19 protein-coding genes and 1 tRNA gene are annotated in these 23,394 nt (G+C 63.8%); 7 read left to right on the top strand and 13 right to left on the bottom strand.

All coding sequences use genetic code 11. The features are described 5' to 3' along the window. Positions 1 to 223: 223 nt before the first annotated feature. Positions 224 to 598, top strand: a complete 375-nt coding sequence (locus ACSSV4_RS07625; protein ID WP_454274442.1) for a hypothetical protein — start codon at positions 224 to 226, stop codon at positions 596 to 598. A gap of 282 nt (positions 599 to 880) precedes the next feature. Beyond that, positions 881 to 1,309, top strand: coding sequence for a hypothetical protein (locus ACSSV4_RS07620; RefSeq protein ID WP_454274441.1), 429 nt, complete (start codon positions 881 to 883; stop codon positions 1,307 to 1,309). A gap of 248 nt (positions 1,310 to 1,557) precedes the next feature. Here ACSSV4_RS07620 and ACSSV4_RS07615 read toward each other — a convergent pair whose 3' ends face one another. Then, positions 1,558 to 2,673: a Do family serine endopeptidase gene (locus ACSSV4_RS07615; protein ID WP_454274440.1), complete on the bottom strand. Its 1,116-nt coding sequence runs from the start codon at positions 2,671 to 2,673 to the stop codon at positions 1,558 to 1,560. A 173-nt stretch (positions 2,674 to 2,846) separates the two neighbouring features. Between ACSSV4_RS07615 and ACSSV4_RS07610 the strand changes: the two genes are divergently transcribed. Together ACSSV4_RS07610 and ACSSV4_RS07605 are read left to right on the top strand one after the other, a co-directional pair. Beyond that, positions 2,847 to 3,518 (top strand): winged helix-turn-helix domain-containing protein, encoded by a 672-nt coding sequence (locus tag ACSSV4_RS07610; RefSeq protein WP_454274524.1) that lies wholly within the window; start codon positions 2,847 to 2,849, stop codon positions 3,516 to 3,518. After that, positions 3,515 to 4,924, top strand: a complete 1,410-nt coding sequence (locus ACSSV4_RS07605) for an ATP-binding protein (RefSeq protein ID WP_454274439.1) — start codon at positions 3,515 to 3,517, stop codon at positions 4,922 to 4,924. The genes ACSSV4_RS07610 and ACSSV4_RS07605 overlap by 4 nt, the downstream gene beginning before the upstream one ends. Before the next feature lie 119 nt (positions 4,925 to 5,043). On the opposite strand, the gene ACSSV4_RS07600 is transcribed toward ACSSV4_RS07605, so the two are convergent. The 8 genes from ACSSV4_RS07600 to ACSSV4_RS07565 form a co-directional block, all read right to left on the bottom strand. Further along, entirely contained in the window at positions 5,044 to 5,736 is a 693-nt protein-coding gene (locus ACSSV4_RS07600) for a NapC/NirT family cytochrome c (protein WP_454274438.1), read from the bottom strand. Position 5,737: 1 nt separating this feature from the next. Further along, complete coding sequence (locus ACSSV4_RS07595; protein WP_454274437.1) at positions 5,738 to 6,196, bottom strand: nitrate reductase cytochrome c-type subunit; 459 nt, start codon at positions 6,194 to 6,196, stop codon at positions 5,738 to 5,740. Then, positions 6,196 to 8,703, bottom strand: coding sequence for a periplasmic nitrate reductase subunit alpha (gene napA, locus ACSSV4_RS07590; RefSeq protein WP_454274436.1), 2,508 nt, complete (start codon positions 8,701 to 8,703; stop codon positions 6,196 to 6,198). The genes ACSSV4_RS07595 and napA overlap by 1 nt, the downstream gene beginning before the upstream one ends. Positions 8,704 to 8,706: 3 nt before the next feature. After that, entirely contained in the window at positions 8,707 to 8,958 is a 252-nt protein-coding gene (locus ACSSV4_RS07585) for a chaperone NapD (protein ID WP_454274435.1), read from the bottom strand. Continuing rightward, entirely contained in the window at positions 8,958 to 9,425 is a 468-nt protein-coding gene (locus ACSSV4_RS07580) for a 4Fe-4S dicluster domain-containing protein (RefSeq protein WP_454274434.1), read from the bottom strand. The genes ACSSV4_RS07585 and ACSSV4_RS07580 overlap by 1 nt, the downstream gene beginning before the upstream one ends. A 23-nt stretch (positions 9,426 to 9,448) precedes the next feature. Beyond that, entirely contained in the window at positions 9,449 to 9,676 is a 228-nt protein-coding gene (napE, locus tag ACSSV4_RS07575; RefSeq protein WP_454274523.1) for a periplasmic nitrate reductase, NapE protein, read from the bottom strand. Positions 9,677 to 9,773: 97 nt separating this feature from the next. Beyond that, positions 9,774 to 12,035: a mechanosensitive ion channel domain-containing protein gene (locus tag ACSSV4_RS07570; RefSeq protein WP_454274433.1), complete on the bottom strand. Its 2,262-nt coding sequence runs from the start codon at positions 12,033 to 12,035 to the stop codon at positions 9,774 to 9,776. A 493-nt stretch (positions 12,036 to 12,528) separates the two neighbouring features. After that, positions 12,529 to 12,604, bottom strand: a tRNA-Val gene (locus tag ACSSV4_RS07565). Between the two features lie 129 nt (positions 12,605 to 12,733). Here ACSSV4_RS07565 and ACSSV4_RS07560 point away from each other — a divergent pair. Then, complete coding sequence (locus ACSSV4_RS07560; protein ID WP_454274432.1) at positions 12,734 to 13,339, top strand: DUF1989 domain-containing protein; 606 nt, start codon at positions 12,734 to 12,736, stop codon at positions 13,337 to 13,339. Positions 13,340 to 13,433: 94 nt separating this feature from the next. Here the strand turns inward: ACSSV4_RS07560 and ACSSV4_RS07555 are convergent, their stop codons facing one another. Next, positions 13,434 to 15,860: a GcvT family protein gene (locus tag ACSSV4_RS07555; RefSeq protein ID WP_454274431.1), complete on the bottom strand. Its 2,427-nt coding sequence runs from the start codon at positions 15,858 to 15,860 to the stop codon at positions 13,434 to 13,436. Between the two features lie 295 nt (positions 15,861 to 16,155). Between ACSSV4_RS07555 and ACSSV4_RS07550 the strand changes: the two genes are divergently transcribed. Further along, on the top strand, positions 16,156 to 18,564 hold the full coding sequence (locus ACSSV4_RS07550) for a GcvT family protein (RefSeq protein WP_454274430.1): 2,409 nt from the start codon (positions 16,156 to 16,158) through the stop codon (positions 18,562 to 18,564). A 74-nt stretch (positions 18,565 to 18,638) separates the two neighbouring features. On the opposite strand, the gene ACSSV4_RS07545 is transcribed toward ACSSV4_RS07550, so the two are convergent. Together ACSSV4_RS07545 and ACSSV4_RS07540 are read right to left on the bottom strand one after the other, a co-directional pair. After that, entirely contained in the window at positions 18,639 to 18,860 is a 222-nt protein-coding gene (locus tag ACSSV4_RS07545; protein WP_454274429.1) for a DUF2842 domain-containing protein, read from the bottom strand. Between the two features lie 9 nt (positions 18,861 to 18,869). After that, positions 18,870 to 20,165, bottom strand: coding sequence for an adenylosuccinate synthase (locus ACSSV4_RS07540; RefSeq protein WP_454274428.1), 1,296 nt, complete (start codon positions 20,163 to 20,165; stop codon positions 18,870 to 18,872). A gap of 147 nt (positions 20,166 to 20,312) precedes the next feature. Between ACSSV4_RS07540 and ACSSV4_RS07535 the strand changes: the two genes are divergently transcribed. Then, the gene (locus tag ACSSV4_RS07535) at positions 20,313 to 20,708 is read left to right on the top strand and encodes a DUF6524 family protein (RefSeq protein ID WP_454274427.1); all 396 of its coding nucleotides are present in this window, start codon (positions 20,313 to 20,315) and stop codon (positions 20,706 to 20,708) included. Positions 20,709 to 20,810: 102 nt separating this feature from the next. Here ACSSV4_RS07535 and lon read toward each other — a convergent pair whose 3' ends face one another. Further along, the gene (lon, locus tag ACSSV4_RS07530) at positions 20,811 to 23,222 is read right to left on the bottom strand and encodes an endopeptidase La (RefSeq protein WP_454274426.1); all 2,412 of its coding nucleotides are present in this window, start codon (positions 23,220 to 23,222) and stop codon (positions 20,811 to 20,813) included. Between the last annotated feature and the right edge of the window lie 172 nt (positions 23,223 to 23,394).

Genomic DNA, 23,394 nt, shown 5'->3' with positions numbered 1-23,394 from the left:
CGAATACACTGCGCGGTCCCGAAGAATGTTGCGTATGGCACCGACTGCCGGGACAGCCATTGTCAGGGCTATCCCATTGCCCGGAGCTAGCACGTTGAAGAACACCCTCCCCCCCTATCGCGCTCTGAAATATCATAAAAAACTTGGAACAGTTGCACAGGCAAATCGTTTTCCAACCAGTGCAACTTGCACGCGTTGAAACGAAACCAAAGGAGGAACTCCGATGAAACGCCTCAAACTGCTCACCGCCGCTTTCGCGCTCGCGACTGTGACTGGCCCCGCGCTCGCACAGTCTTTCGTGAGCTATGACGAGAACAGCGACGGCAAAATCACGAAGGACGAATTCTACGGTTCGGTCGCTGATGCCGGCATTTATGCAGATTGGGACACCAATGACGATGGTCTGCTGGATGAAGAGGAATTCGGCGCACTCGACACGGACTGGGATTACGACACATGGGATGCTGACGCAAACAGCTATGTTGATGCTGGCGAGTTCTATGACGGATATTACTCGTCTTATGATGTCGACGAGAGTGGACATTGGGACAACGGCGAATGGGACGATGCTGGCGAAGAAGGCCTCTTCGACCTTTGAGAGGGTCCAAGGGCGGCGGCGTCTCGCCGCCGCCTCTACAAAGTTGCAGGACAACCATATTGACCGTCTCGCCATCGCTCGTCTGCTCTCGGGGAGGCTTCTTCTGGAGAGATTTTGATGATGTTTTGGCCCTGCCCTAAATTTTTTTATCTGCTCTCTTCAGTGTCCTTTTACCATTGCCCATGACAGCAACGCACGCCCAGAGCGCGTGATTCTGGATCTTAAGCTCAGGAAAACACTTTGTTTTCAAAGTAATTCTCACGCACCTAGGCGGATTCCCGCTTGAACCTGCTGCCGATCGCCCCCACGTCTTGGGTTCAATATGAACAACACGGAGGTGAAACAATGCACGCGCCAGAATGGATCAAACCAGCAGTCTGGAGTGCCATTGGCGGCGCGCTGGCCATTACGATCATTGGGTTCAGCGCCGATTGGGTCATGACGACGGGTTCGGCTCACAAAATGGCGGAGGCAGAGTCGGAGGTCGCGGTCCTGTCCGCCCTTACTCCGATCTGCGTTGCGCAGTTCCAAGCAGAGCCAGCACAGATTCAGGACACGCAGATTGCGGCCATGGAAAAGCTGAGTTCGTGGGAACAGGGTGAAATTGTCGCAAAGCAGGGATGGGCCACGTTGCCCGGTTCTGACGAGCCAAATGAGAACCTTGCGGAGAAATGCTCCGAGCGGCTTTTGGCAATGACTGAAACGACGTGATCATAAAGTTCTGAGGCAAGCTTGGCTGGTGACGCGCCGCCTTCATCTGCTGTCGGCAAACTCAGATAAAAGTATCCCCAAACATCGCTGCAAGGTGCAGTCCCGGTGCACGCCGACGCTTTCTCGCAGCGCGCAACGAAAGTCATGGGGTTTGGTGGTGTCGACTGGGGGGACAGGCTTTTGCGGCCCATCCCCCAAGATCACGGTTGCCTCGGCGGCGTACGCACGCGCCGAGGCAGCGCGCGTTATCAGGCGTTCGGCTCGCCCCGGCTTCCAACCGTCACCTCAAGGGTCTTTTTCTCACCCCTGTGCAAAACGGTGACCGGCACCACGGACTCGGGGTCGCTTGCGGCCACGGCGCGGGTCAGGTCGCGCAAGTCCGCGATCTCGGTCTCGTTGAAGGACAGGATGATGTCGCCATTGCTCAGACCGGCCTTGGCGGCGGGGCTGTCGTCCATCACCTTCTCGACGACCGCACCCTTGGGCGTGTCATAGCCCAGGACGTTGGCGATGTCCTCGGGCATCGGCTTGAGCTGCACACCAAGCCAGCCACGGGTGATGGTGCCGTCATCCGACAGATCCGCCACGATGCGCTGCACCAGATCCGAGGGCACCGCGAAGCCGATGCCGACCGAGCCACCGTCCGGCGAGAAGATCGCGGTGTTCATGCCGATCACCTCGCCGTCATTGTTGAACAGCGGCCCCCCGGAATTGCCCCGGTTGATCGCCGCATCGGTCTGGATGTAGTCGTCATAGGGGCCCGAATTGATGTCGCGCGACAACGCCGAGACGATGCCGGACGTCACCGTGCCGCCCAGACCGAACGGGTTGCCGACGGCGATCACCTCGTCCCCGGCGCGCATCTTGTCGGAATTGCCAAAGCTGACGAAAGGCATGTTTTCATCCGTGTCGAGTTGCAGCACGGCGACATCGGTCAGCGGGTCGCTGCCAATCACCTTGGCGTCGAATTCACGGCCATCGGCCAGCTTGACGTTCACCGTCTCGGCCCCTTCGACGACGTGGTTGTTGGTGACGATCTTGCCGTCCTCGGAAATGAGGAAGCCCGAGCCAAGGCCCTGCCGGGTCGGCATCTCGCCCTTCGGCGGCATCATGTTCTCGAACTGACGGCGCAGTTCTTCGGGCAGGCCCTCGGGCAATTGCCCGGACATGTTGGCGGGCTGCGCCTTGCCGGTGACTTCGATAAAGACCACGGCGGGCGAGACCGCCTCGACGAGATCGCCGTAACCGCCTGCGGGCACCGCCAGGGCCGGGGTTGCGGGGACCAGCGCGGCGCCGGTCGCGCCCATAACGGCCACCAGGGCTGCGGACCCTGCAAGGCGACGGTAAAGAGGAGTGGATGTCATCGTGAAAGCTCCGTTGTGTTGCGTCCGATGCTGCCCATATGATGGGCGCATCTCACACCCGTATGTGCCCGGCTATACAAATAGTTTAACAAGGGCGGGCATGGCCCTCGACTGGCCAAGAGTACCGAACCCTGCTGGCCCGATCGCTGGCCGGAGGCATGATTGAGGACGACATGAAGCTGCTGGTGGTCGAAGACGATGCGACGACGGGGGCCTATATCGCGCGCGGCCTGCGCGAGGAAGGCCAGAGCGTCGATCTGGTCAGCAACGGGCGCGATGGCCTGATTCAGGCGACAGGCGGCCAGTACGACGTTCTGATCATCGACCGCATGTTGCCGGAAATCGACGGGCTGACGCTGGTCAAGACCCTGCGCGGCGCGGGCAACCGGACACCGGTGCTGTTCCTGACCTCGCTCGGCAGTGTCGAAGAGCGGGTCAGCGGGTTGAACGCGGGGGGTGACGATTACCTCGTCAAGCCCTTCGCCTTCGGCGAGCTGTCGGCGCGGGTTGCCGCCCTTGCCCGGCGTCCGCATGCGCTGGATCAGGCGACCGTGCTGCGCGCCGGACCGCTGGAGATGGACCTGATCGCGCGGACGGTGACGCGCGACGGGCAAGAGATTGACCTCTTGCCGCGCGAATTCGCCATTCTCGAATATCTGATGCGCCGCAAGGGGCGCGTGCAGACCCGCACGATGCTGCTCGAGGCAATCTGGGATATCTCGTTCGATCCGATGACCAATGTGGTCGAAACCCATATCAGCCGGTTGCGCGCCAAGGTCGACAAGCCGTTCGACACCGACCTGATCAAGACGGTGCGCGGTGCCGGCTACCGGATCGACGCATGACCTTGGGCCGCGCCTTCCTGCTGCGCTCGATGCCGCTGCGGCTCGCCGCCGGGCTCGTGCTGCTGTTTTCGCTGGTGTCGCTGCTGGGGCTTCTGGCGAGTTACATCTATACGCAAGCGTCCTTCGAGCAGACCCTGCGCGCCGATCTCGCGCAGGACATGGCGGGCTTTCGCGCCGCCCCCTCCGCCGCCGCCCTCGCCGCGCTGATCGAGGCCGAGGCGCGCAGCACCGATCCCGAACGCGTTGTGCTGAGCTATTTCGCCCCGAACGGGCGGCATTATGGCAACGCGCTGGTGGCGCGCGACGCGGATGGCTATCGCATCCTGTCCTATCTTCCCGGCAATCCCGAGATCGAGGGCCGCTATCTGGCCCTGACCGCCTCGTTGCGCGGTGGCCAACTGACCGTGGCGCGCAGCCTTGCGCAGATCGACGCCTTGCGCGATGCCTTCCTGAACATTCTCGGCATATCGCTTCTGCCTGCGGTTCTGGTGGCGCTGTCGGGCGGGCTTTTTCTGGCGCGGCGCGGCGCGCGACATGTGGCGGTGATCAGCGGAACGCTCGATCAACTGACCTCGGGCAACCTCAAGGCCCGCGTGGGCGATGTCTCGGGCTGGTCCGACGATCTGGCGCGGATCGCCGCCAAGCTTGATCAGATGGCTCGCGCGCAAGAGGATGCGGTCGAAAGCCTGCGGCAGGTGTCGTCCGACATCGCCCATGATCTCAAGACCCCGATCCAGCGTGCCGCCGTGCATCTGGACGATCTCAGCCAGAGCCCGGACCTGACCGAAGACGCGCGGGCGCTGCTCGAGAAGGCGCAGACCGAACTCGACGGCATCGTGTCGATCTTCCATGCGCTGCTGCAACTTGCACAGATCGAAAGCGGCTCGCCCCGCGCGGGCTTCACGCCGGTGGATCTCTCGGATCTGTGCCGCACGCTCTGCGATGTCTATGATCCTTCGATCACCGAGAACGGGCAGACGCTGACATCCGCCCTGCCCGACGGGCCGATGCGCCCGGTCATCGGCGACCGCACTCTTCTGGGACAGGTTCTGGCCAACCTGATCGAGAACGCCATGCACCACACGCCCCGAGGCACGGTCATCACCGTCGCCCTGTCGCAGACCGCGCAGCATGTCGATCTCTCCGTCACCGATACCGGCCCCGGCATCCCCGAGGCGGAACGCGATCTGGTCCTGCGCCGTCTCTACCGGCTCGACCGCAGTCGCGCGACCCCGGGGCACGGGCTCGGGCTGAGCCTCGTGGCAGGCATCGCGCAAGTCCATGACGCCACGCTGACCCTCGAGGATGCAGGCCCGGGGCTGCGCGTCAGACTTCGCTTTCCGGCCTGCCCTGCCCCGCAAAGCGCCGCACCCGTGGATCAACATCCGGAGCAGCCCTCACGATGACACCGTGTCGCCGGTGATCTGCCCGACAGCACGTCCCGGCCTCGACCAGCACTCGACGGCAAGGAACCTGTCGCGGTCAGGCCGATGGCAAAGCCCGGCGGCCATGCGACGTGCCGGTCTCAGCCCTCCGATGGCGCGTCCAGCAGGTAACTCTGGATATCGTCCGACCGATCCAGACCGGGCTGGGTTTCTCCCTGAAGCTCTTGCGGAACCGTCCAGCCCGGCTCCACCCCCGTCATGTCCGGCAATTCATGCGCGATCCCCTTGTGGCAGTCGATGCAGGTGCGCTCCCCCGAGCGCAGAAACTCGCGATGAATCCGCGCCGCGCGAGGCGCCTGACGGCTGAGATCCATCGCCACTTCGGAATGGCAGTTGCGGCACTCCAGACTGTCGTTCGACTGCAGCCGGGCCCATTCGCGCTTGGCCATGACCAGCCGGTGTTCGAGGAATTTCTCGCGGGTGCTGATGGTGCCGAATATATGTCCCCAGACCTCTTTCGAGGCTTGCATCTTGCGCGCGATCTTGTCGGTCCAGTCATGCGGGACGTGACAATCGGGACACCCGGCGCGCACGCCCGAGCGGTTGGAGAAATGCACGGTACGCGACAGCTCCTCGTAGACGTTGGCCTCCATCTCATGGCAGGAGATGCAGAATTCCTCGGTGTTGGTGTATTCCAGCGCGGTATTGAAGGCGCCCCAGAACACCACGCCACCGACAAACCCGCCCAGTGTCAGAAAGCCCAGGCCCAAGGTGCCGGCCGGCGTCCATAGCACGCGCCAGAACCAGCGAAACGGCTTCAGGATCCAGCGCATGTCACTCGCTCCCGGCGCCCGTGGCACCCAGTTCAGACATGTCGGTAAAGGTGTTTTCGATCAATGCAGGCGTGTCGGCTTGCGGCACATGACACTGGGTGCAAAAATACCGGCGCGGCGAGACATCCGCCAGCATCTGCCCTTCGCGCGTCATGTAATGGGTGATCGAGATCATCGGTGCGCCCGACCCCTCGGTATGCTCGCGCCGGTGACAGGCCATGCACCTGTTGGCGTTGACCGAGAGCTGATAACCTTCGATCGAATGCGGGATGATCGGCGGCTGTTCGGGATAGGCGCGCATCTGGCGCACATCATCGGTGACATAGCGTTCCAGCGGCTCCGCTTCGATCGACTGCATCGGGTTCGGGCTGGCCCCGGACAGTTCTGGCACGTTTTGTGCGAACACGACCGTCGCGCCGAGGCACGCGGAAAAGATGGCGAAGAGACGAACCTGTTGCATCACACCGCCTCCACGCGCACGGCGCATTTCTTGAAATCCGTCTGCTTCGAGATCGGGTCCGTCGCATCCAGTGTCACCTTGTTGATGAGCTGGCTGGCATCGAACCATGGCACGAAGATCACGCCCGTCGGCATGCGGTTGCGGCCCCGGGTCTCGACACGACTTCGAATTTCGCCACGGCGCGAGATCACCCGGACCTCCATGCCCTGATTGAGGCCGCGCTCGCGCGCGTCGATGGCGTTCATGAACACCTTGGCACCGGGAAAGGCCTTGTAGAGTTCCGGCACCCGCAGGGTCATCGAGCCCGAATGCCAGTGCTCCAGAACCCGGCCGGTGACCAGCCACATGTCGAACTCGTCATCGGGGCTCTCGGCGGGGGGCTCGTAGGGCACCGCCAGGATCACCGCGCGCCCGTCCGGCCTGCCGTAGAACTCCACCCCTGCCCCTTCGGCCACGTAGGGGTCGTACCCCTCACGAAAGCGCCATTTCGTCTCCTGCCCATCGACGACGGGCCAGCGCAGACCGCGCACCTCGTCGCTCTGATAGGTGTCATAGGGCGCAAGATCGTGGCCGTGCCCACGCCCGAAGACGGCATATTCCTCGAACAGCCCCTTCTGGATGTAAAAGCCGAAATCGCGCGCCTCGTGGTTGGCATACTCCTCGGGCATGTCGTCGAGCGGGTAGGCATCGACCTGTCCGTTGGCAAAGACCACGTCGAAGATTGTCTTGCCGCGATAGTTCGGATTGGCATTCAGGATCTCGTCCGGCCAGACCTCATCCGTCGTGAAGCGTTTGGAAAACTCCGCCAGTTGCCACAGATCCGACCGCGCGTCGCCCGGTGCATCGACTAGTTGATGCCAGGCATGGGTGCGCCGTTCGGCATTGCCATAGACCCCCTCTTTCTCGACCCACATCGCGGCCGGCAGGATGATGTCCGCCGCCATCGTCGTCACCGTCGGATAGGCGTCGGAAACCACAATCATGTTCTCGGGGTTGCGATAGCCCTGATAGGTCTCGTTCTGCGTATTGGGGGCGGCCTGAAGGTTGTTGTTGACCTGAATCCAGTAGAAGTTCAGCACGCCGTCCTTGAGCATGCGATCCTGTTGCACCGCGTGAAACCCCGGCTTGGTGTTCAACAGGCCATGCGGCAACTTCCAGATCTCTTCGGTATGTTTCACATGGTCGGGGTTGGTCACGACCATATCCGCCGGAAGCCGGTGCGCGAAGGTGCCCACTTCGCGTGCCGTTCCGCAGGCCGAGGGCTGGCCTGTCAGCGAGAACGGCGAGTTGCCGGGCTCGGAGATCTTGCCGGTGAGCAGATGGATATTGTAGACCATCTGATTGGCCCAGACGCCACGCACATGCTGGTTGAAACCCATCGTCCAGAGCGACATCACCTTGGTGTCCGGATCGGCATAAAGCTCTGCCAGTTCCTCAAGGAACCCCGGCTCGACCCCTGACAATTCGCTGACATACTCAAGCGTATACTCGGCGACATGTGCCTTGAACGCCTCGAAATCCGACGGTTCCATCAACCCGGCATTGCCCACCCCCTCGGCCGCAAGTTGCAGCGGATGGTCGTCACGCAGGCCATAGCCGATATCCGTCTCGCCCGTCATGAAGGTCGTGTGCCTGGAGACGAAATCCTCGTTCACCCGCCCGGTCTGGATGATGTAATTGGCGATATAGTTGAGAATCGCCAGATCAGTGCCCGGCTTGAACACCATCGGAATATCCGCAAGATCCATCGACCGATGCGTGAAGGTCGAGAGCACCGCGCATTTCACGCCGGGCGTGCCCAACCGCCGGTCGGCCAGCCGGGACCACAGGATCGGGTGCATCTCCGCCATGTTGGAGCCCCAGAGCACGAAGGCGTCGGCATGCTCGAAATCGTCGTAACATCCCATCGGCTCGTCAATGCCAAAGCTGCGCATGAACGCCGCCGCTGCCGAGGCCATGCAGTGCCGCGCGTTGGGATCGAGATTGTTCGACCGAAACCCGGCGCGCATCAGCTTGGATGCGGCATAACCCTCCATCACCGTCCACTGGCCGGAGCCGAACATGCCGATGCTTTCCGGCCCCTTCTCGGCCAACAGCGTCTTGACCCGGTCGGCCATCACGTCAAAGGCTTCATCCCAGCTGACCGGCTCAAACTCGCCATTCTTGTCAAATTTGCCGCCGGATTTGCGCATCAGCGGCGTGGTAAGCCGATCCTCGCCATACATGATCTTGGACAGGAAATAGCCCTTCACGCAATTCAGCCCGCGGTTGACCTCGTGCTGCATGTCGCCATGGGTGGCCACGACCTTGCCCTCCTTGACGCCGACCATGACCCCGCACCCGGTGCCACAAAAGCGGCAGGGCGCCTTGGACCATTTGATCTTGAGCGCCTCGACACCGCCCGGAACGGGCTGCGCGATGGCCTCTTGCGACAGCCCCGCCGCAGAGGCCGCGAGTGCGGCGGCATGAGCCTTCAGAAGCTGGCGTCGGGTCAGGTCGAGTGGCATATCCTATTCTCCGCTTTCCTCGGCGTGCTCAAAGACCATGTTGGCCACCAGAACGCCGTTCATCAGGTTGATCGCTGTCAGTGTGTCCCCCAGCTGCCCGGTGCTTGTTCCCTCGATGGTAAGGATCAGGCGGGTGTCGTCGCCGCCATGCACTTCAACGCCATCCAGCGTCTCGACCAGGTCGCGCACCTCGCTCATGGCCCCCTCGGCAATGCTCACCACCGCAGAGGAAACGTGCCATCGCGCCTCAGTCATCACCGCCCTCCCTTCTGCATCACCGCAATGGCATCCGCCGGACAGGAGGCCGTGCATGCGGCGCAGCCCGTGCAGGCCGCCGCGTCGATTTCCGGCAAGAACGGCGCACCAATTCGCGGGTGCACCGAAATCGCCTGCTCGGGGCAGACATCCCGGCAGGTCATGCAGGCAATCCCCGCATGAACGAGGCAGTCACCGGATATTGTCATGACATGCGCCATGCCGCCCTGGTCGCCAAAGACATCCTCGGGGCAGGCTGTCGCACAGTCACCGCAGAACGTGCATTCGCCGACCTCCGGCCGCAGCGCAACGCCATCGTCGGCCATCTCGAGGATGCTTTCGGGACAGGCATCTGCACAGGCTCCACAGGCGGTGCAGGCTGTCAAAGACCGTGATGATACGCCCGGCGGGCGGGCCCGGACCGGGCCCGGGCGCGCGTTTCCCCGGAGCAGATCTCGGCGGGACATGCGGGCTAGGGGTGCCATGGCCCCTAATGTCCCGACGGACCCGGCGGCCCGAGGACAAGCTGATACATCCAGACCAGAAAGCCGTATCCACCGACGACACCGACGGCCAAAACGGGCCAGATCCCGAATGCCAAAATCAGAAAATGCCCGATCTCCTGGCGCCTCGATCCGAGGGTTGGCGAGGCAGGTTCGGTAGCCTGTCGTTCTGACACAGCTTCCTCCTTGGGGTCTTGCGGCGAGCACGTTTGCATCTTCACGGTAACGTGATGATCTGAAAAATTCAACATGGCGAACCTGAAACAGGTGCGGCGGCTGTGTTTCGTAGCCGCCGCACCGCGACCGCGGTCGTCAGGCGGCAGCGCCCGGCGCCTCGACATCCACCTTGACGCTCTGGGTCTGGCCGTCCTTGGTCTCGCCGAAATAGATCGTCTGATGCGGGAACGGAATCTCGATGTTGCGCGCGTCGAACACCGTCTTGAGCACGCCGTTATAGGCCCGCCCGATGCCCCATTGCCGCCCCGGAACGCATTTGATTCGCGCGCGCAGCATCACCGCGCTGTCGCCAAAGCTGTTCACGCCGAACCATTCCAGATCGTCGAGAATGCCGCTCGCCTGCTCGGGATCGCCCTTCAACTCGGCAAAGGCATCGAGCATCGCCTGCTTCGCCTCCTCCACGTCCTCGCGGTACGCCACACCCATGTCGCAGACGAAATAGCCGTAATCCTTGACGTAATTCGACACCATGTCGACGGACGAGAACGGAATGATGTGAAACACCCCCTGCACGTCGCGCAGGCTGACCGAGCGGATCGTCAACCGCTCCACCGTCCCGGTGACGCCGGCGACGGTGACCACGTCGCCCACGTTCATCGCGTTCTCGAACTGGATGAAGATGCCGGTGATGATATCCTGCACCATCTTCTGCGCGCCAAAGCCGATGGCCAGACCCAGCACCCCGGCCGAGGCCAGCAGCGGCGCGATATCAAGCCCGATCTCGGCCAGCACGAACATCAGCGTGATCACCACCAGCGCGATCGTCGCGGCGTTGCGCAACAGCGTCAGCAGCGTCTGTTCGCGGGCCGTGGCGACGCGGCCAAACTCGGGGTTGAGCCGGTAATCCACCCACGACGTCAGCGCCAGCCACAGCCCGAACGACACCAAGAGCACCAGCGACACCGACAGGATCATGCCGGTGAGGCGCAGGCCAAACTGGCTGACCATCCAGCCGCGCAGGTCGATCAGCCCGATGGCATTGAGCGCCAGCAGCACAACGCCCGCAAAGATCACCACCCGCAACACCAAGAGCACCCTTGGCACAAACGCGTTGAGCCGTCCCTGCAACAGCGGCACCCGGTCCGAGAGCCGCACAGGCAGGCTCACGCCACGCACCATCGCCCGGCTGATGAAGTCCGAGGCGGCAAAGCCAAGCAGCCCGACCACCAGCACCTGCCCCGAGGCAAGGAACGTCTGAAACACCGCGTCGCCCGGTCGCAGCATCACGATGACAAACAGCGCCATGAGATAGGCCAGCGCCGGCCAGTGCCAGTGCCGCGCCAGATAGGCCAGCGCGCCCCGGCCCCGGCGGTCCCCAACCGGTGCCGGATCAACCATCGCCTCGGGCGCCGCGGACCGGCTGCCCGCCTCATCGCCCAGCAGCCAATCCGTCACCACCCGGCGATTGCGCAGCACCAGCCAGATTGCAAAGCCCAGCACCGCAACCGCGATCAGCGCCGAGACCGCCCGCCCCGCCGCGAACGACACATTGCTGTTGATGATCGGCACCACCAGAAGCTGGCCATAGCCGACCACGCCCACGATCAGGTTGATCCGCGACGACAGGTAGGCCGCCGCCCGGTCGCCGATCGGCAGGGGCCGCAGCGCGGTCGCCGAGGGCGACAACACCAGCCGCACCGCCACCTTGGCCATCTCCACCAGCAGGAAGGCGTTGAGATAGAGCGTCTGCCGGATGCCGATCTGCCCGAACTCGCCAAGCGCCAGAATCGCCAGCGCATAGCCCGCGCCCCAGGCCAGGATGACGATCACCGCGTCGATCACCGCAGAGGCGGTAAAGAGCACCGCCATGCGCGCCACGCCGCCGTCGCGCGCCGACGCGCTCATCCTCGCATAGAGCGATTTTCCCAACCCTCGCAGCACGAAGAACACCACGACCGTGCCCGCGATCACCAGCGCCAGTTCCCGCAAGGCCTCGGCCAGAACACCGGCCTCGCCGCCGCTCAGCCCGCCGAACACCTTCGGCGCGCGCGCCAGCTGCCGCCCGAACCGGGTGCCCCAGCCCACCACATCCTCGGCCGCTGCCTGCGTGACCAGCGCGATCCGCCGCCCGAAGGACAGGTCCTCCGGCGGCACCGCGCCGTCTGCCAGCGTCTCTACGACCGCGTCACCGGGCACATCCGCCGGCACCGCATCCACCGCGCGCAGCCGCTCGACCAACTCGGCGCGCGCCGCGTCGTCCTCGATGACATCAAGCAGCAGATCGACGCTCGTCCTCGGCCCGGTGGCCTCGGCAGATGCACCATTGCCCTCCTGCGCCTGCGCTGCACCAAGCACAAGAAAGAGGGATATGAGAACGCTCGCCAGCAGTCGCAGCATGTAAAGATACCTTCGTATTGTTTCGCGATGGCCACCGCATCCCCGAGGTCGCAGCGGTTTGGCCGGTCAACCTAACCGGCTGCGTCGGCAGGTCAAGCGCGGCATCCGCCACGTAGAGCCGGATAGCCAAATTGTCCGGGAATGGATCGCGGCCCGCAACCGGTCCGCCATGACGTTCGGCGCGCGCCTCGCTGCGCACTGCCTCGGCATCAAGGGCTGCGCCATAGCCCGTTCTGTGGCCCAGAAGAGCGCCAGGCATGCGCGCTTGACACCTGCTGAGATTGAACGGGAGGCAGCACCTCGCGGTGGGCCTTCGGTCATCGAAAGGGCACGCGCCACGGCCGGAACCCGTGCTATCGCTGTGGCGTCCGGCCAGATCGTCCTGTTCATGTTCGACCTGAACCGGCTCATCGGAACCGACGCAACCATGCCACCGACCGAACCGGTCCGTCACCCGGCCCTTGAACACTTGGAACGACACGCAAAAAAGGCGTGGTGGGTGATGACGGGCTCGAACCGCCGACATCTTCGGTGTAAACGAAGCGCTCTACCAACTGAGCTAATCACCCGTGGCGTGGCTGATAGCCAAGCCCGCGCCGCCGTGCAAGAGGCATTCCGCACCCCGCTTGCGGTTTGCCCTTGGCCTGCCCGCCCAAGCTGCTAGCCTGTGCGATGACCGATCCCGGAAAGGCTCCAGAATGACCACACCCCGTCACACAATTCCCGCCCGGCGCGGCACGGCTGCGCGGCTCAATGCAGGCGACGCGATCCGCATCATCAACACCCATGGCACGCAGGTTGTCGACACCTGGGCCTTCAACGCCGATGACATGACCGAGTTCATGTCGATGGAACATATCCGCCCCACCCTTGGCCGGATCTTCCCCCGCGCGGGCGATGCGCTCGTCACCAATCGGCGCCGCCCGATCCTGCAATTCGAAGCGGACACCTCGCCGGGGCGGCACGACACGCTGATCGCGGCCTGCGACGATTACCGCTACGGGCTTCTGGGGTGCACCGACTATCACGACAATTGCACCGACAACCTCCACGCGGCCCTGCGACAGCTTGGCCTGCGCGCGCCCGACTGCCCCAGCCCGCTGAACCTATGGATGAACATCCCCGTCGATGCCGAGGGCAATACCACCTGGGGCGAACCCCTCAGCACGCCCGGCGATCATGTGACCCTGCGCGCGGCGATGGATTGCATCGTCGTGATGTCGGCCTGCCCGCAGGATATCCTTCCGATCAACGGCGCCGCCTGCATCCCCACCGAGGCGCATTTCGAGATTCTCGGGCGCTAGATATGACCTCTCGGCAGGCTCTTCATCCGCTTCGGGGTCGGACTGCAAGCGCCAAACTCCAGCCGAGGACTCGCTACCGCTTCCGCCACCGCCCTCACGCCCTGAGCCGCCACCCCTCCGGATCGAACGGCGGCTCGTGCAGGATGCGCGCGCGGTGCGGCTGGCCCAGAACCATCACCTCCACCGCGTCGCCCGGCCCGGCATCACCCTTGACGTAGCCAAGCGCCAGGCTCATCCCCACCGCATAGCCATAGGCCCCCGAGGTCACGCGCCCCACGCCCACGCCGCGCCTGAAGATCGGCTCGCCGCCCGTCGCATCGGCATTCGAGGCACTCACATCCGCCTCCTCCAGCGCCAGCAGCACCAGCCGCTCGCGCGGGGGCTCTCCGATCACCCGTTCCAGCGCCGCCTTGTTCAGGAACTCCTTGTCCATCTTGCACAGGTCCGCCAGCCCGGCCTCCTGCGGCCAGTATTCGGGGCTGTATTCCCGGGACCATGATCCGTAGCCTTTCTCGATCCGCAGGCTCATCAGCGCCCGGCTGCCCACCGGCCCGGCACCGACCTCGCGCCCCGCCTCGATCAGCGCCGCATAAAGCCGCGCCTGATCCTGCGCCGCACAATGCAACTCCCAGCCCAGATCGCCGGTGAAACTCACCCGCAGCGCCACGCAGGCCACCCCCGCAATCTCCACCCTCGCCGAGCGCATGAACGGGAAATCCTCCGTGGCCAGCGACGCATTGGTCAGCCGTTGCAACATCTCGCGCGCGTGCGGCCCCGCCACGTTGAAGCCGCAGACCGCCTCGGTCAGGCTCTCGAACACGGTCCCCTCCGGCAGCGGCACGGCATCAAGAAACCGCTTGTGATAGCGTTCCGCCATCCCTGTGGAGATCACCCAGAATTCATCCTCGCCCAGCCGCGTCACCGTCGCATCCCCGGCAATCCCGCCGCGCACGCCAATCAGCGGCGTCAGGCACGACCGTCCCACAGCTTTCGGCATCCGGTTGGCGAAGACGGCGTTGAGCCACGCCTCCGCCCCCGGCCCCTTGACCCGGTACTTGGCGAAATTCGAGATGTCGATGATCCCCGCCCGCTCGCGCAGCATGCGGGCCTCCTCGCCCACCGGCCCCCACCAGTTCTGCCGGGTAAAGCCGTTGGTATCGACGGTGCCGGGCGTATCGGCAAACCACAGCGGATGCTCCCAGCCATAATTCAGCCCGAACACCGCGCCCATCTCACGCTGCATCTCGTAGGCGGGCCGCACCCGCAAGGGCCGCCCCGCCGCGCGTTCTTCATTCGGGTAATGGATGGCGAAGCGATGGGCATATTGATCGCGCACCTTCGCCTTCACGAACGCCCGGTCATTGGCCCAGAGACCGAACCGTGCGATATCCCAGGCGAACATGTCGTATTTCATCTCGCCATGCACCAGCCATTCCGCCACCATCCAGCCCATGCCCGCCGATTGGCTGAAGCCGGGGATGATGCCGTTGCAACAGAAATAGCCCTTCAACTCCGGCACCGGGCCGAGGATCACATTGGCATCGGGCGACCAGATCATCGGGCCGTTGATCACCCGCTTGATGCCGGCCTCGCCCACCACCGGAACCCGGTCGATGGCGCGCATCATGTTCTCCTCGATCCGCTCCAGATCGTCGGGGAAAAGATCATGCGCGAAATCGAGCGGCGTGCCCTCTTCCGCCCAGAACCGCATGTCGCGCTCATAGGCGCCGATCAGCAGGCCCTTGCCCTCCTGCCGCAGGTAATATTCCCCGTCCCGGTCCGCCACCGAGGGCAGCCGCCGATCCATCCCGGCGATCTCGGCAATCGTCTCGGTCACGAAATACTGGTGTTCGGTGGGCTGCAACGGCAGTTCGATTCCCGCCAGCTTCGCCACCTCGCGTCCCCAGAGACCAGCCGCATTGATCACCCAAGGCGTGCGGATATTGCCCTTCGGCGTCTCGACGATCCACGTCCCGTCAGCTTGCGGCACCGTCGCCATCACCGGCGTGAAGCGATGGATCTCCGCCCCCCGTTGCCGCGCCCCCACCGCATAGGCATTGGTCACGCCCGAGGGGTCCACATTACCGCCATCGGGCTCATACATGATGCAGCGGATACCGTCGAAATTCACCAAGGGGTGCAGCCGCTCGGCCTCGTCCCGCGAGATCTCGTGGAAGTTCATCCCGTAAAGCTTGGCCTTCGCCGCCTGAAGCCGCAGCTGATGCGCCCGGTTCTCGGTCTGCGCGAGATAGAGCGAGCCGGGCTGAAACACCCCGCAGCTTTGCCCGGTCTCCTCCTCCAGCGCGTTATACAGGGTCATCGTGTAATGCTGCAAACGGCTGATATTGGCGCTGTCATGCAGCCCGTGGATATTGGCCGCCGCGTGCCACGTGCTGCCGCTCGTCAACTCGTCGCGCTCCAGCAGGACGACATCGGACCAGCCCAGCTTGGCCAGGTGATAGAGGATCGAACATCCGATAACGCCGCCGCCGATCACGACAGCCTGTGCATGGGTCTTCATGGGGTGCCCCTCGGGTTTTTCACACCCGCACCCTGAAGCCCGCAGCCTCCCCGCGATTGCCCATTTCCGACACGTTCTGTCGCGGTGATACACAGCCCCGCTGTTTCTTTATGGCTCAAATACTCCGGGGAGTTTGAGGGGCAGCGCCCCTCATCCGACAAAACCGGCGCGGCGCAGCCGCACCGCATGGAAAGACGCGGCCAGTCCAGAGAAACGACACATCCTGTCGCAAACCGGCATGCGGCGCGGCGGCGCGGCTTCAACTCTGGGCGCAGCATCATCAAGGAGGCATGAAATGAAAACCAGCACCCGTGTGGTCGTGATCGGCGGCGGTGTCGTCGGCTGTTCCGTGCTCTATCACCTGACCAAGCTGGGCTGGTCCGATGTCATGCTGCTGGAACGCTCGGAACTGACCTCGGGCTCCACATGGCATGCGGCGGGCGGGTTCCACACCCTCAACGGCGACACCAACATGGCCGCGCTTCAGGGCTACACGATCCGGCTTTACAAGGAACTGGAGGAAATCACCGGCATGTCCTGCGGGCTGCACCATGTCGGCGGCGTGACGTTGGCCGACAATCGCGACCGCTTCGACATGCTGCTCGCGGAGCGCGCCAAGCATCGCTACATGGGCCTCGACACCCATATCGTGACACCCGAGGAAATCCGCGAGATCGCCCCCGTCACCAATATCGAGGGCATCATCGGCGGGCTTTATGATCCGCTCGACGGCCATCTCGACCCCTCCGGCACCACCCATGCCTATGCACGCGCCGCGCGCATGGGCGGCGCGCAGATCGAGACCCATTGCATGGTGCAAGAGACCAACCAGCGCCCCGACGGCACATGGGACGTGGTGACGGACAAGGGCACCATCCACACCGACCACGTGGTCAACGCGGGCGGCCTCTGGGCGCGCGAGGTGGGCGCGATGGCGGGCGTCACCCTGCCGCTGCACCCGATGGAGCATCAGTATATCGTCACCGACGAGATACCGACGATATACAGCCGCGATACCGAACACCCCCACGTCATGGACCCGGCGGGCGAAAGCTATCTGCGGCAAGAGGGGCGCGGCCTCTGCATCGGCTTTTATGAACAACCCTGCAAGCCCTGGGCGGTCGACGGCACGCCGTGGGATTTCGGCCATGAACTGCTGCCCGACAACCTCGACAAGATCGAGGCCAGCATCGAGTTTGCCTACCGCCGCTTTCCCGTGCTGGAAAAGGCGGGCGTCAAATCGGTCATCCACGGCCCCTTCACCTTCGCCCCCGACGGCAACCCGCTGGTCGGGCCCATCCCCGGCCTGCGCGGCTACTGGTCGGCCTGCGGCGTGATGGCGGGCTTTTCCCAAGGTGGCGGCGTGGGCCTCATGTTGGCCCAATGGATGACCGAGGGGGAGTGTGAACGCGACGTCACCGCCATGGACGTCGCCCGCTTCGGCGACTGGATCAGCCCGGGCTATACCCGCCCAAAAGTCGTTGAAAACTATCAAAAAAGATTCTCGGTCTCCTACCCGAACGAGGAACTTCCCGCCGCCCGCCCGTTCCGCCAGACGCCGATGTATGACGTGTTCGACCGGATGGGCGCGGTCTGGGGCGCGCAATACGGGCTGGAGGTGGTCAACTACTTCGCGCAAGGCGACGAGCCACGCTTCGAGACCCCCTCCTTCCGCCGCTCCAACGCATGGGAGGCCACGGCGCGCGAGGTGCGCGCGGTGCGCGAGGGCGTCGGCATCAACGAGGTCCACAACTTCGGCAAATACCTCGTCAGCGGCACAGGCGCCCGCGACTGGCTCGACCGGATCATGGCCGGGCGCATCCCCAAACCGGGGCGACTCTCGCTCACCCCGATGCTGTCACCCAAGGGACGGCTCTGGGGCGATTTCACGGTGTCGTGCCTGAATGACGAGACCTTCCAGCTCACCGCCTCCTACGGCGCGCAGGCGTTTCACATGCGCTGGTTCGCCCATAACGAGGCGGCGGGCGTGCGCGTCGAGAATATCTCGGACCGGCTCAACGGATTTCAGATCGCGGGCCCGCGCGCACGCGACGTGCTCATGGCCTGCACCCGCGATCAGGTGGCGGACATGAAGTTCATGGATATCCGCCCTGCGGTCCTCGGCATGGTCGATTGCCTCATTCAGCGCGTCAGCTATACCGGCGATCTCGGATACGAGATCTATTGCGACCCGATGGCGCAACGCGCGCTCTGGGATGTGCTCTGGTCCGAAGGGCAGAACCACGGCATGAAACCCTTCGGCATGCGCGCGATGATGTCGCTGCGGCTTGACCGCTTCTTCGGTGCGTGGCTCCGGGAGTTCTCGCCCGATTACACCCCCGGCGAGACCGGGATGGACCGGTTCATCGCGTGGAAGAAAAACACCGATTTCATCGGCCGCGCGGCGGCAGAGGCCGAGCGCGCCCAAGGGGCTGCGCGCACGCTCGTCGCTTTTGAGGTGGCGGCCGAGGATACCGATGTGAACGGCTATGAGCCGGTCTGGATCGAGGGCGAAGTGCACGGGTTCTGCACCTCGGGGGGCTATTCGCACCACGCAGGAAAATCCATCGCCCTCGCCCTCATCCCGTCTGAGCGCGCGCGCGACGGGCTGGAGGCGGAGATCGAAATCCTCGGCCACCGCCGCGCCGCCCGGCTGATCACCGAGCCGCTCTTTGTTGCGGACGGGGCGCGGATGCGGGGTTGATCGCAAGACCCCGGCGCAGGTTATGGTCCACGCCGGGGTTTACTTGAGTATTTTCAGAACGATGAAAGGCAAGGTTAATCCTGCCGCTCGCCCGGGTCAGGCTGCCCCACGCCGAGGAACAGCCGTTTGAGCGGGATGATCCAGACAAGGCCCAGCCCCACATAGACCAGTAGTTCGACCCAGAACGACGGTCGGTCGATCCAGTTCACAAGGCTCACGGCCGCCACGATATAGGCGGGCAAGCCGACCAGCAGCACCACCAGAGACCAGCGTTTCCGGGCCTTGTAACTGAGCATTGCGCCTCCTCAATCTGCGAACGGGTCGGTCACGAGGATGGTGTCCTCGCGCTCCGGTGAGGTGGAGAGTAGCGCGACCGGGCAGTCGATCAACTCTTCGACGCGGCGCACGTATTTGATCGCGTTTGCGGGCAGATCGGCCCAGCTGCGCGCGCCCTCGGTCGATTCGGACCAACCCGGCATTTCCTCGTAAATCGGCGTGCAGCGGGCCTGCAGATCGGCGGCGGTCGGCAGGTAATCCAGCCGCGTGCCATCAAGATCATAGCCCACGCAAATCTTGAGCGTCTCGAACCCGTCAAGCACATCGAGCTTGGTCAGAGCGATCCCCGTAACCCCCGACGTGACACAGGTCTGGCGCACCAGACAAGAATCGAACCAGCCACAGCGCCGCTGCCGCCCGGTTACGGTGCCGAACTCATGACCCCGCTCGCCCAAACGCTGCCCGTCGGCATCCTGCAATTCGGTCGGGAACGGCCCCTCGCCCACGCGCGTGGTATAGGCCTTGACGATGCCCAGAACGTAATCGATCGAGCCCGGCCCGATGCCGACACCCGTCGCCGCCTGCCCGGCGATGACATTCGACGAGGTGACAAAGGGATAGGTGCCGAAATCAATGTCCAGCAATGCGCCCTGCGCCCCTTCGAAGAGAATACGCTTGCCCGCCCGGCGCTGCTCGTTGAGCACCTTCCAGACCGGGGCGGCATAGGGCAGGACCTGCGACGCGATCTCGATCAGTTGCGCGATCAGCGCCTCGCGGTCCACCGCCTCGATCCCCAGCCCCCGGCGCAGCGGGTCGTGATGCTGAAGCGCCCGGTCCACCCGCGCGATCAGCGTCGCCTCATCGGCCAGATCCGCCACCCGCACCGCGCGCCGACCCACCTTGTCCTCATAGGCGGGGCCGATGCCGCGCCCTGTGGTGCCGATCTTGGTGCCCTTGCTCGCGGCCTCTTCGCGGGCGCGGTCCAGTTCGCCGTGTATCGGCAGGATCAGCGGCGTGTTCTCGGCGATCATCAGCGTCTCGGGCGTGATCGTCACGCCCTGCTCGCGGATCTGCGCGATCTCTTTCACAAGGTGCCACGGGTCGAGCACCACGCCATTCCCGATGACGCTGAGCTTGCCGCCCCGCACCACGCCCGACGGCAGCGCGTTGAGCTTGTAGACCTTGCCGTCGATCACAAGGGTATGGCCCGCGTTGTGACCACCCTGAAACCGCGCGATCACGTCGGCGCGCTCGCTCAGCCAGTCCACGATCTTGCCTTTTCCCTCGTCCCCCCACTGGGCCCCGACGACGACAACATTTGCCATGATTTACCCCTCGGCATTTGGTCCAAACCGCGCGCCGGTATAACGGGGCGCAGCCGCGGACGAAACAGTTAAATAGCGACATCCACTGGACAGCGTGCGTAGGCTGCGGCAAATCTTGGCAAGGTCTCGGGGCGAAGGGGGAAAGACATGGGGTTTCTGGCAAGATGGGTGGTGGCTTTCGGCCTGCTGGCGTCGACCTTCAACCCGACCGAGTGGAATTTCATTGCCTGGGCGCGGGCGAATGTCAGCACGCAACTGCCGCTCACCGTGCTGCTTGGGCTCTTGCTGATGGTAGGCTACATCATCTACCTGCGCGCCACCCTGCGCTCCATCGGCGGGGTCGGCATGGCGCTGGTGCTGGCGATTGCGGCATCGCTGATCTGGGTGCTGCACGATTTCGGGCTGATCAGCTTCGACGATCCGACGCTCAACGTCTGGCTGGCGCTGCTGGCGCTGTCGCTGGTGCTCGGCATCGGGCTGAGTTGGAGCCATGTCCGTCGGCGGCTGTCGGGACAGGCGGATATGGACGATGTGGACGAATAGGCCGCATCACGCTGCAACCAACCGGGATTGGTTGATCCAGTTTCCTTGTAACTGATCCGGTACAAAAAAGCCCCGGATCATGTCCGGGGCTTTTCAAAACTGTCAGTGGGCAACCGCCCCCCGGCCCTCATTGCCGGATTTGAGGGCGGCCTCTGCGGCGGCGGCCTCTTCGGCCTCCTCGTCCCAATCCACCGGCTCGGGTGTTCGCACCAGCGCCAGCTTCAGCACATCGCGCACGTGATCGACGGGAATGATGTCGAGCCCCTCTTTCACGTTGTCGGGGATCTCGGCCAGGTCCTTCTCGTTGTCGCGCGGGATGAGCACCGTCTTGATGCCGCCCCGCAGCGCCGCAAGCAGTTTCTCCTTGAGGCCCCCGATGGGCAGCGCGTTACCGCGCAGCGTGACCTCGCCGGTCATGGCGATATCCTTGCGCACCGGAATACCGGTCAGCACCGACACGATGGAGGTCACCATCGCTAGGCCCGCCGAAGGGCCATCCTTGGGCGTCGCCCCTTCGGGGACGTGGACGTGGATGTCCCACTTCTCGAACTTCGGCGGCTTCACCCCGATTTCGGGCGCGACCGAGCGAACATAGGAAGAGGCCGCATCAATCGACTCCTTCATCACGTCACCCAGGGTGCCAGTCGTCTTCATCCGGCCCTTGCCCGGCAGGCGCAACGCCTCGATGTTCAAGAGCTCACCGCCGACCGAGGTATAGGCCAGCCCGGTGACCACACCGACCTGATCGCTTTCTTCGGCCAGACCGAACTTGTATTTCCGCACCCCGAGGAAATCGGCAAGGTTGTCGGGCGTCACGGTGATCGCCTTGTCCTCGCCCTTGATGATGCGCGTCACCGCCTTGCGCGCGATCTTGGCGATCTCGCGTTCAAGGTTCCGTACCCCGGCCTCGCGGGTGTAGTAGCGCACGATATCGGTCAGTGCCGCATCGGTCAGCTCGAACTCGCCCTTCTTCAGACCGTTGTTCTTGATCTGCTTGTCCAGCAGATGCTGCTTGGCAATCTCGCGCTTTTCATCCTCGGTATAGCCCGCGAGCGGAATGATTTCCATCCGGTCGAGAAGCGGCGACGGCATGTTGTAGCTGTTCGCCGTGGTCAGAAACATCACGTTCGAGAGGTCATATTCCACCTCGAGATAGTGATCGACGAAGGTCGAGTTCTGCTCCGGGTCCAGCACCTCCAGCATGGCACTCGCCGGATCACCGCGGAAATCCTGCCCCATCTTGTCGATCTCATCGAGCAGGATCAGCGGATTGGTGGTCTTGGCCTTTTTCAGCGCCTGGATGATCTTGCCGGGCATCGATCCGATATAGGTCCTGCGGTGACCGCGGATCTCGCTCTCGTCGCGCACGCCACCCAGAGAAATCCGGATGAACTCACGCCCCGTCGACCGTGCCACGCTCTTGCCAAGGCTCGTCTTGCCCACGCCCGGGGGGCCGACAAGGCACATGATCGGGCCTTTGAGCTTTTTCGAGCGTTGCTGCACCGCCAGATACTCGACGATGCGCTCCTTGACCTTTTCCAGCCCGTAGTGATCGGCGTCGAGAATGTCCTGCGCCTTGTGCAGGTCCTTCTTCACGCGGCTTTTCACGCCCCACGGAATGCCCAGCATCCAGTCGAGATAGTTGCGCACGACGGTCGCCTCGGCGCTCATCGGGCTCATGTTCTTGAGCTTCTTGAGCTCGGCCTCGGCCTTGTCCTTGGCTTCCTTGCTCAGCTTGGTGTTGGCGATGCGTTCTTCCAACTCGGCAATCTCGCCTTCGCCGTCCTCGCCATCGCCAAGCTCCTTCTGAATGGCCTTCATCTGCTCATTCAGGTAATACTCGCGCTGCGTGCGCTCCATCTGGCTTTTGACGCGGGTCTTGATCTTCTTCTCGACTTGCAAGACGCTCATTTCGCCCTGCATCAGGCCATAAACCTTCTCCAGCCGCTCGCTCACGCTCAGCGTCTCCAGCAGGTCCTGCTTGCGGTCGACCTCGATGCCCAGATGCCCGGCCACAAGATCGGCCAGCTTTGCCGCCTCGTCGGAATCCGTCACAGCGGCCAGCGCCTCGTCGGGGATGTTCTTCTTGACCTTGGCATAGCGCGCAAACTCATCGCCGACGCTCCGCAGCAGCGCCTCAATGGTGGTGGCATCGCCGGGCGTCTCGCTCACGTATTCGGCGCGCGCCTCGAAAAAATCGTCGTTTTCCAGATATTCGGTGATGCGCACCCGCGCCACGCCCTCGACCAGCACCTTGACGGTGCCATCGGGCAATTTCAGCAGTTGCAGCACATTGGCCAGTACGCCGACGCGGTAGATATCGCCCTCTGCGGGGTCGTCATCGGCGGGGTCGATCTGGCTCGACAGCAGGATTTGCTTGTCGTCCTGCATCACCTCTTCCAGCGCGCGCACCGACTTCTCGCGCCCCACGAAGAGCGGCACGATCATGTGCGGGAACACCACGATGTCTCGCAGCGGAAGCACGGGATAGGATGCGTTGAGTGGGTCTTGCATGCTCGTTTTCCTGTTCTTGGCAAGAGGACGCCGGCCCCGGCTTCGCGGCAGCCCCGGCCCTCTCCGTTTCGCTTGGGTGTTACTTGGGGCAGACCGGGCCCCGTTTCAACAGATCTGGCGCAGAATGCCCCGCCGCGACCCTCGGCACAAGGGCGCATTGCGGGGCATTCGC

Source organism: Roseovarius sp. MBR-154 (assembly GCF_053628595.1).
The sequence above is the reverse complement of the archived record's forward strand: the minus strand, read 5'-3'. Positions and strand labels throughout refer to the sequence as shown.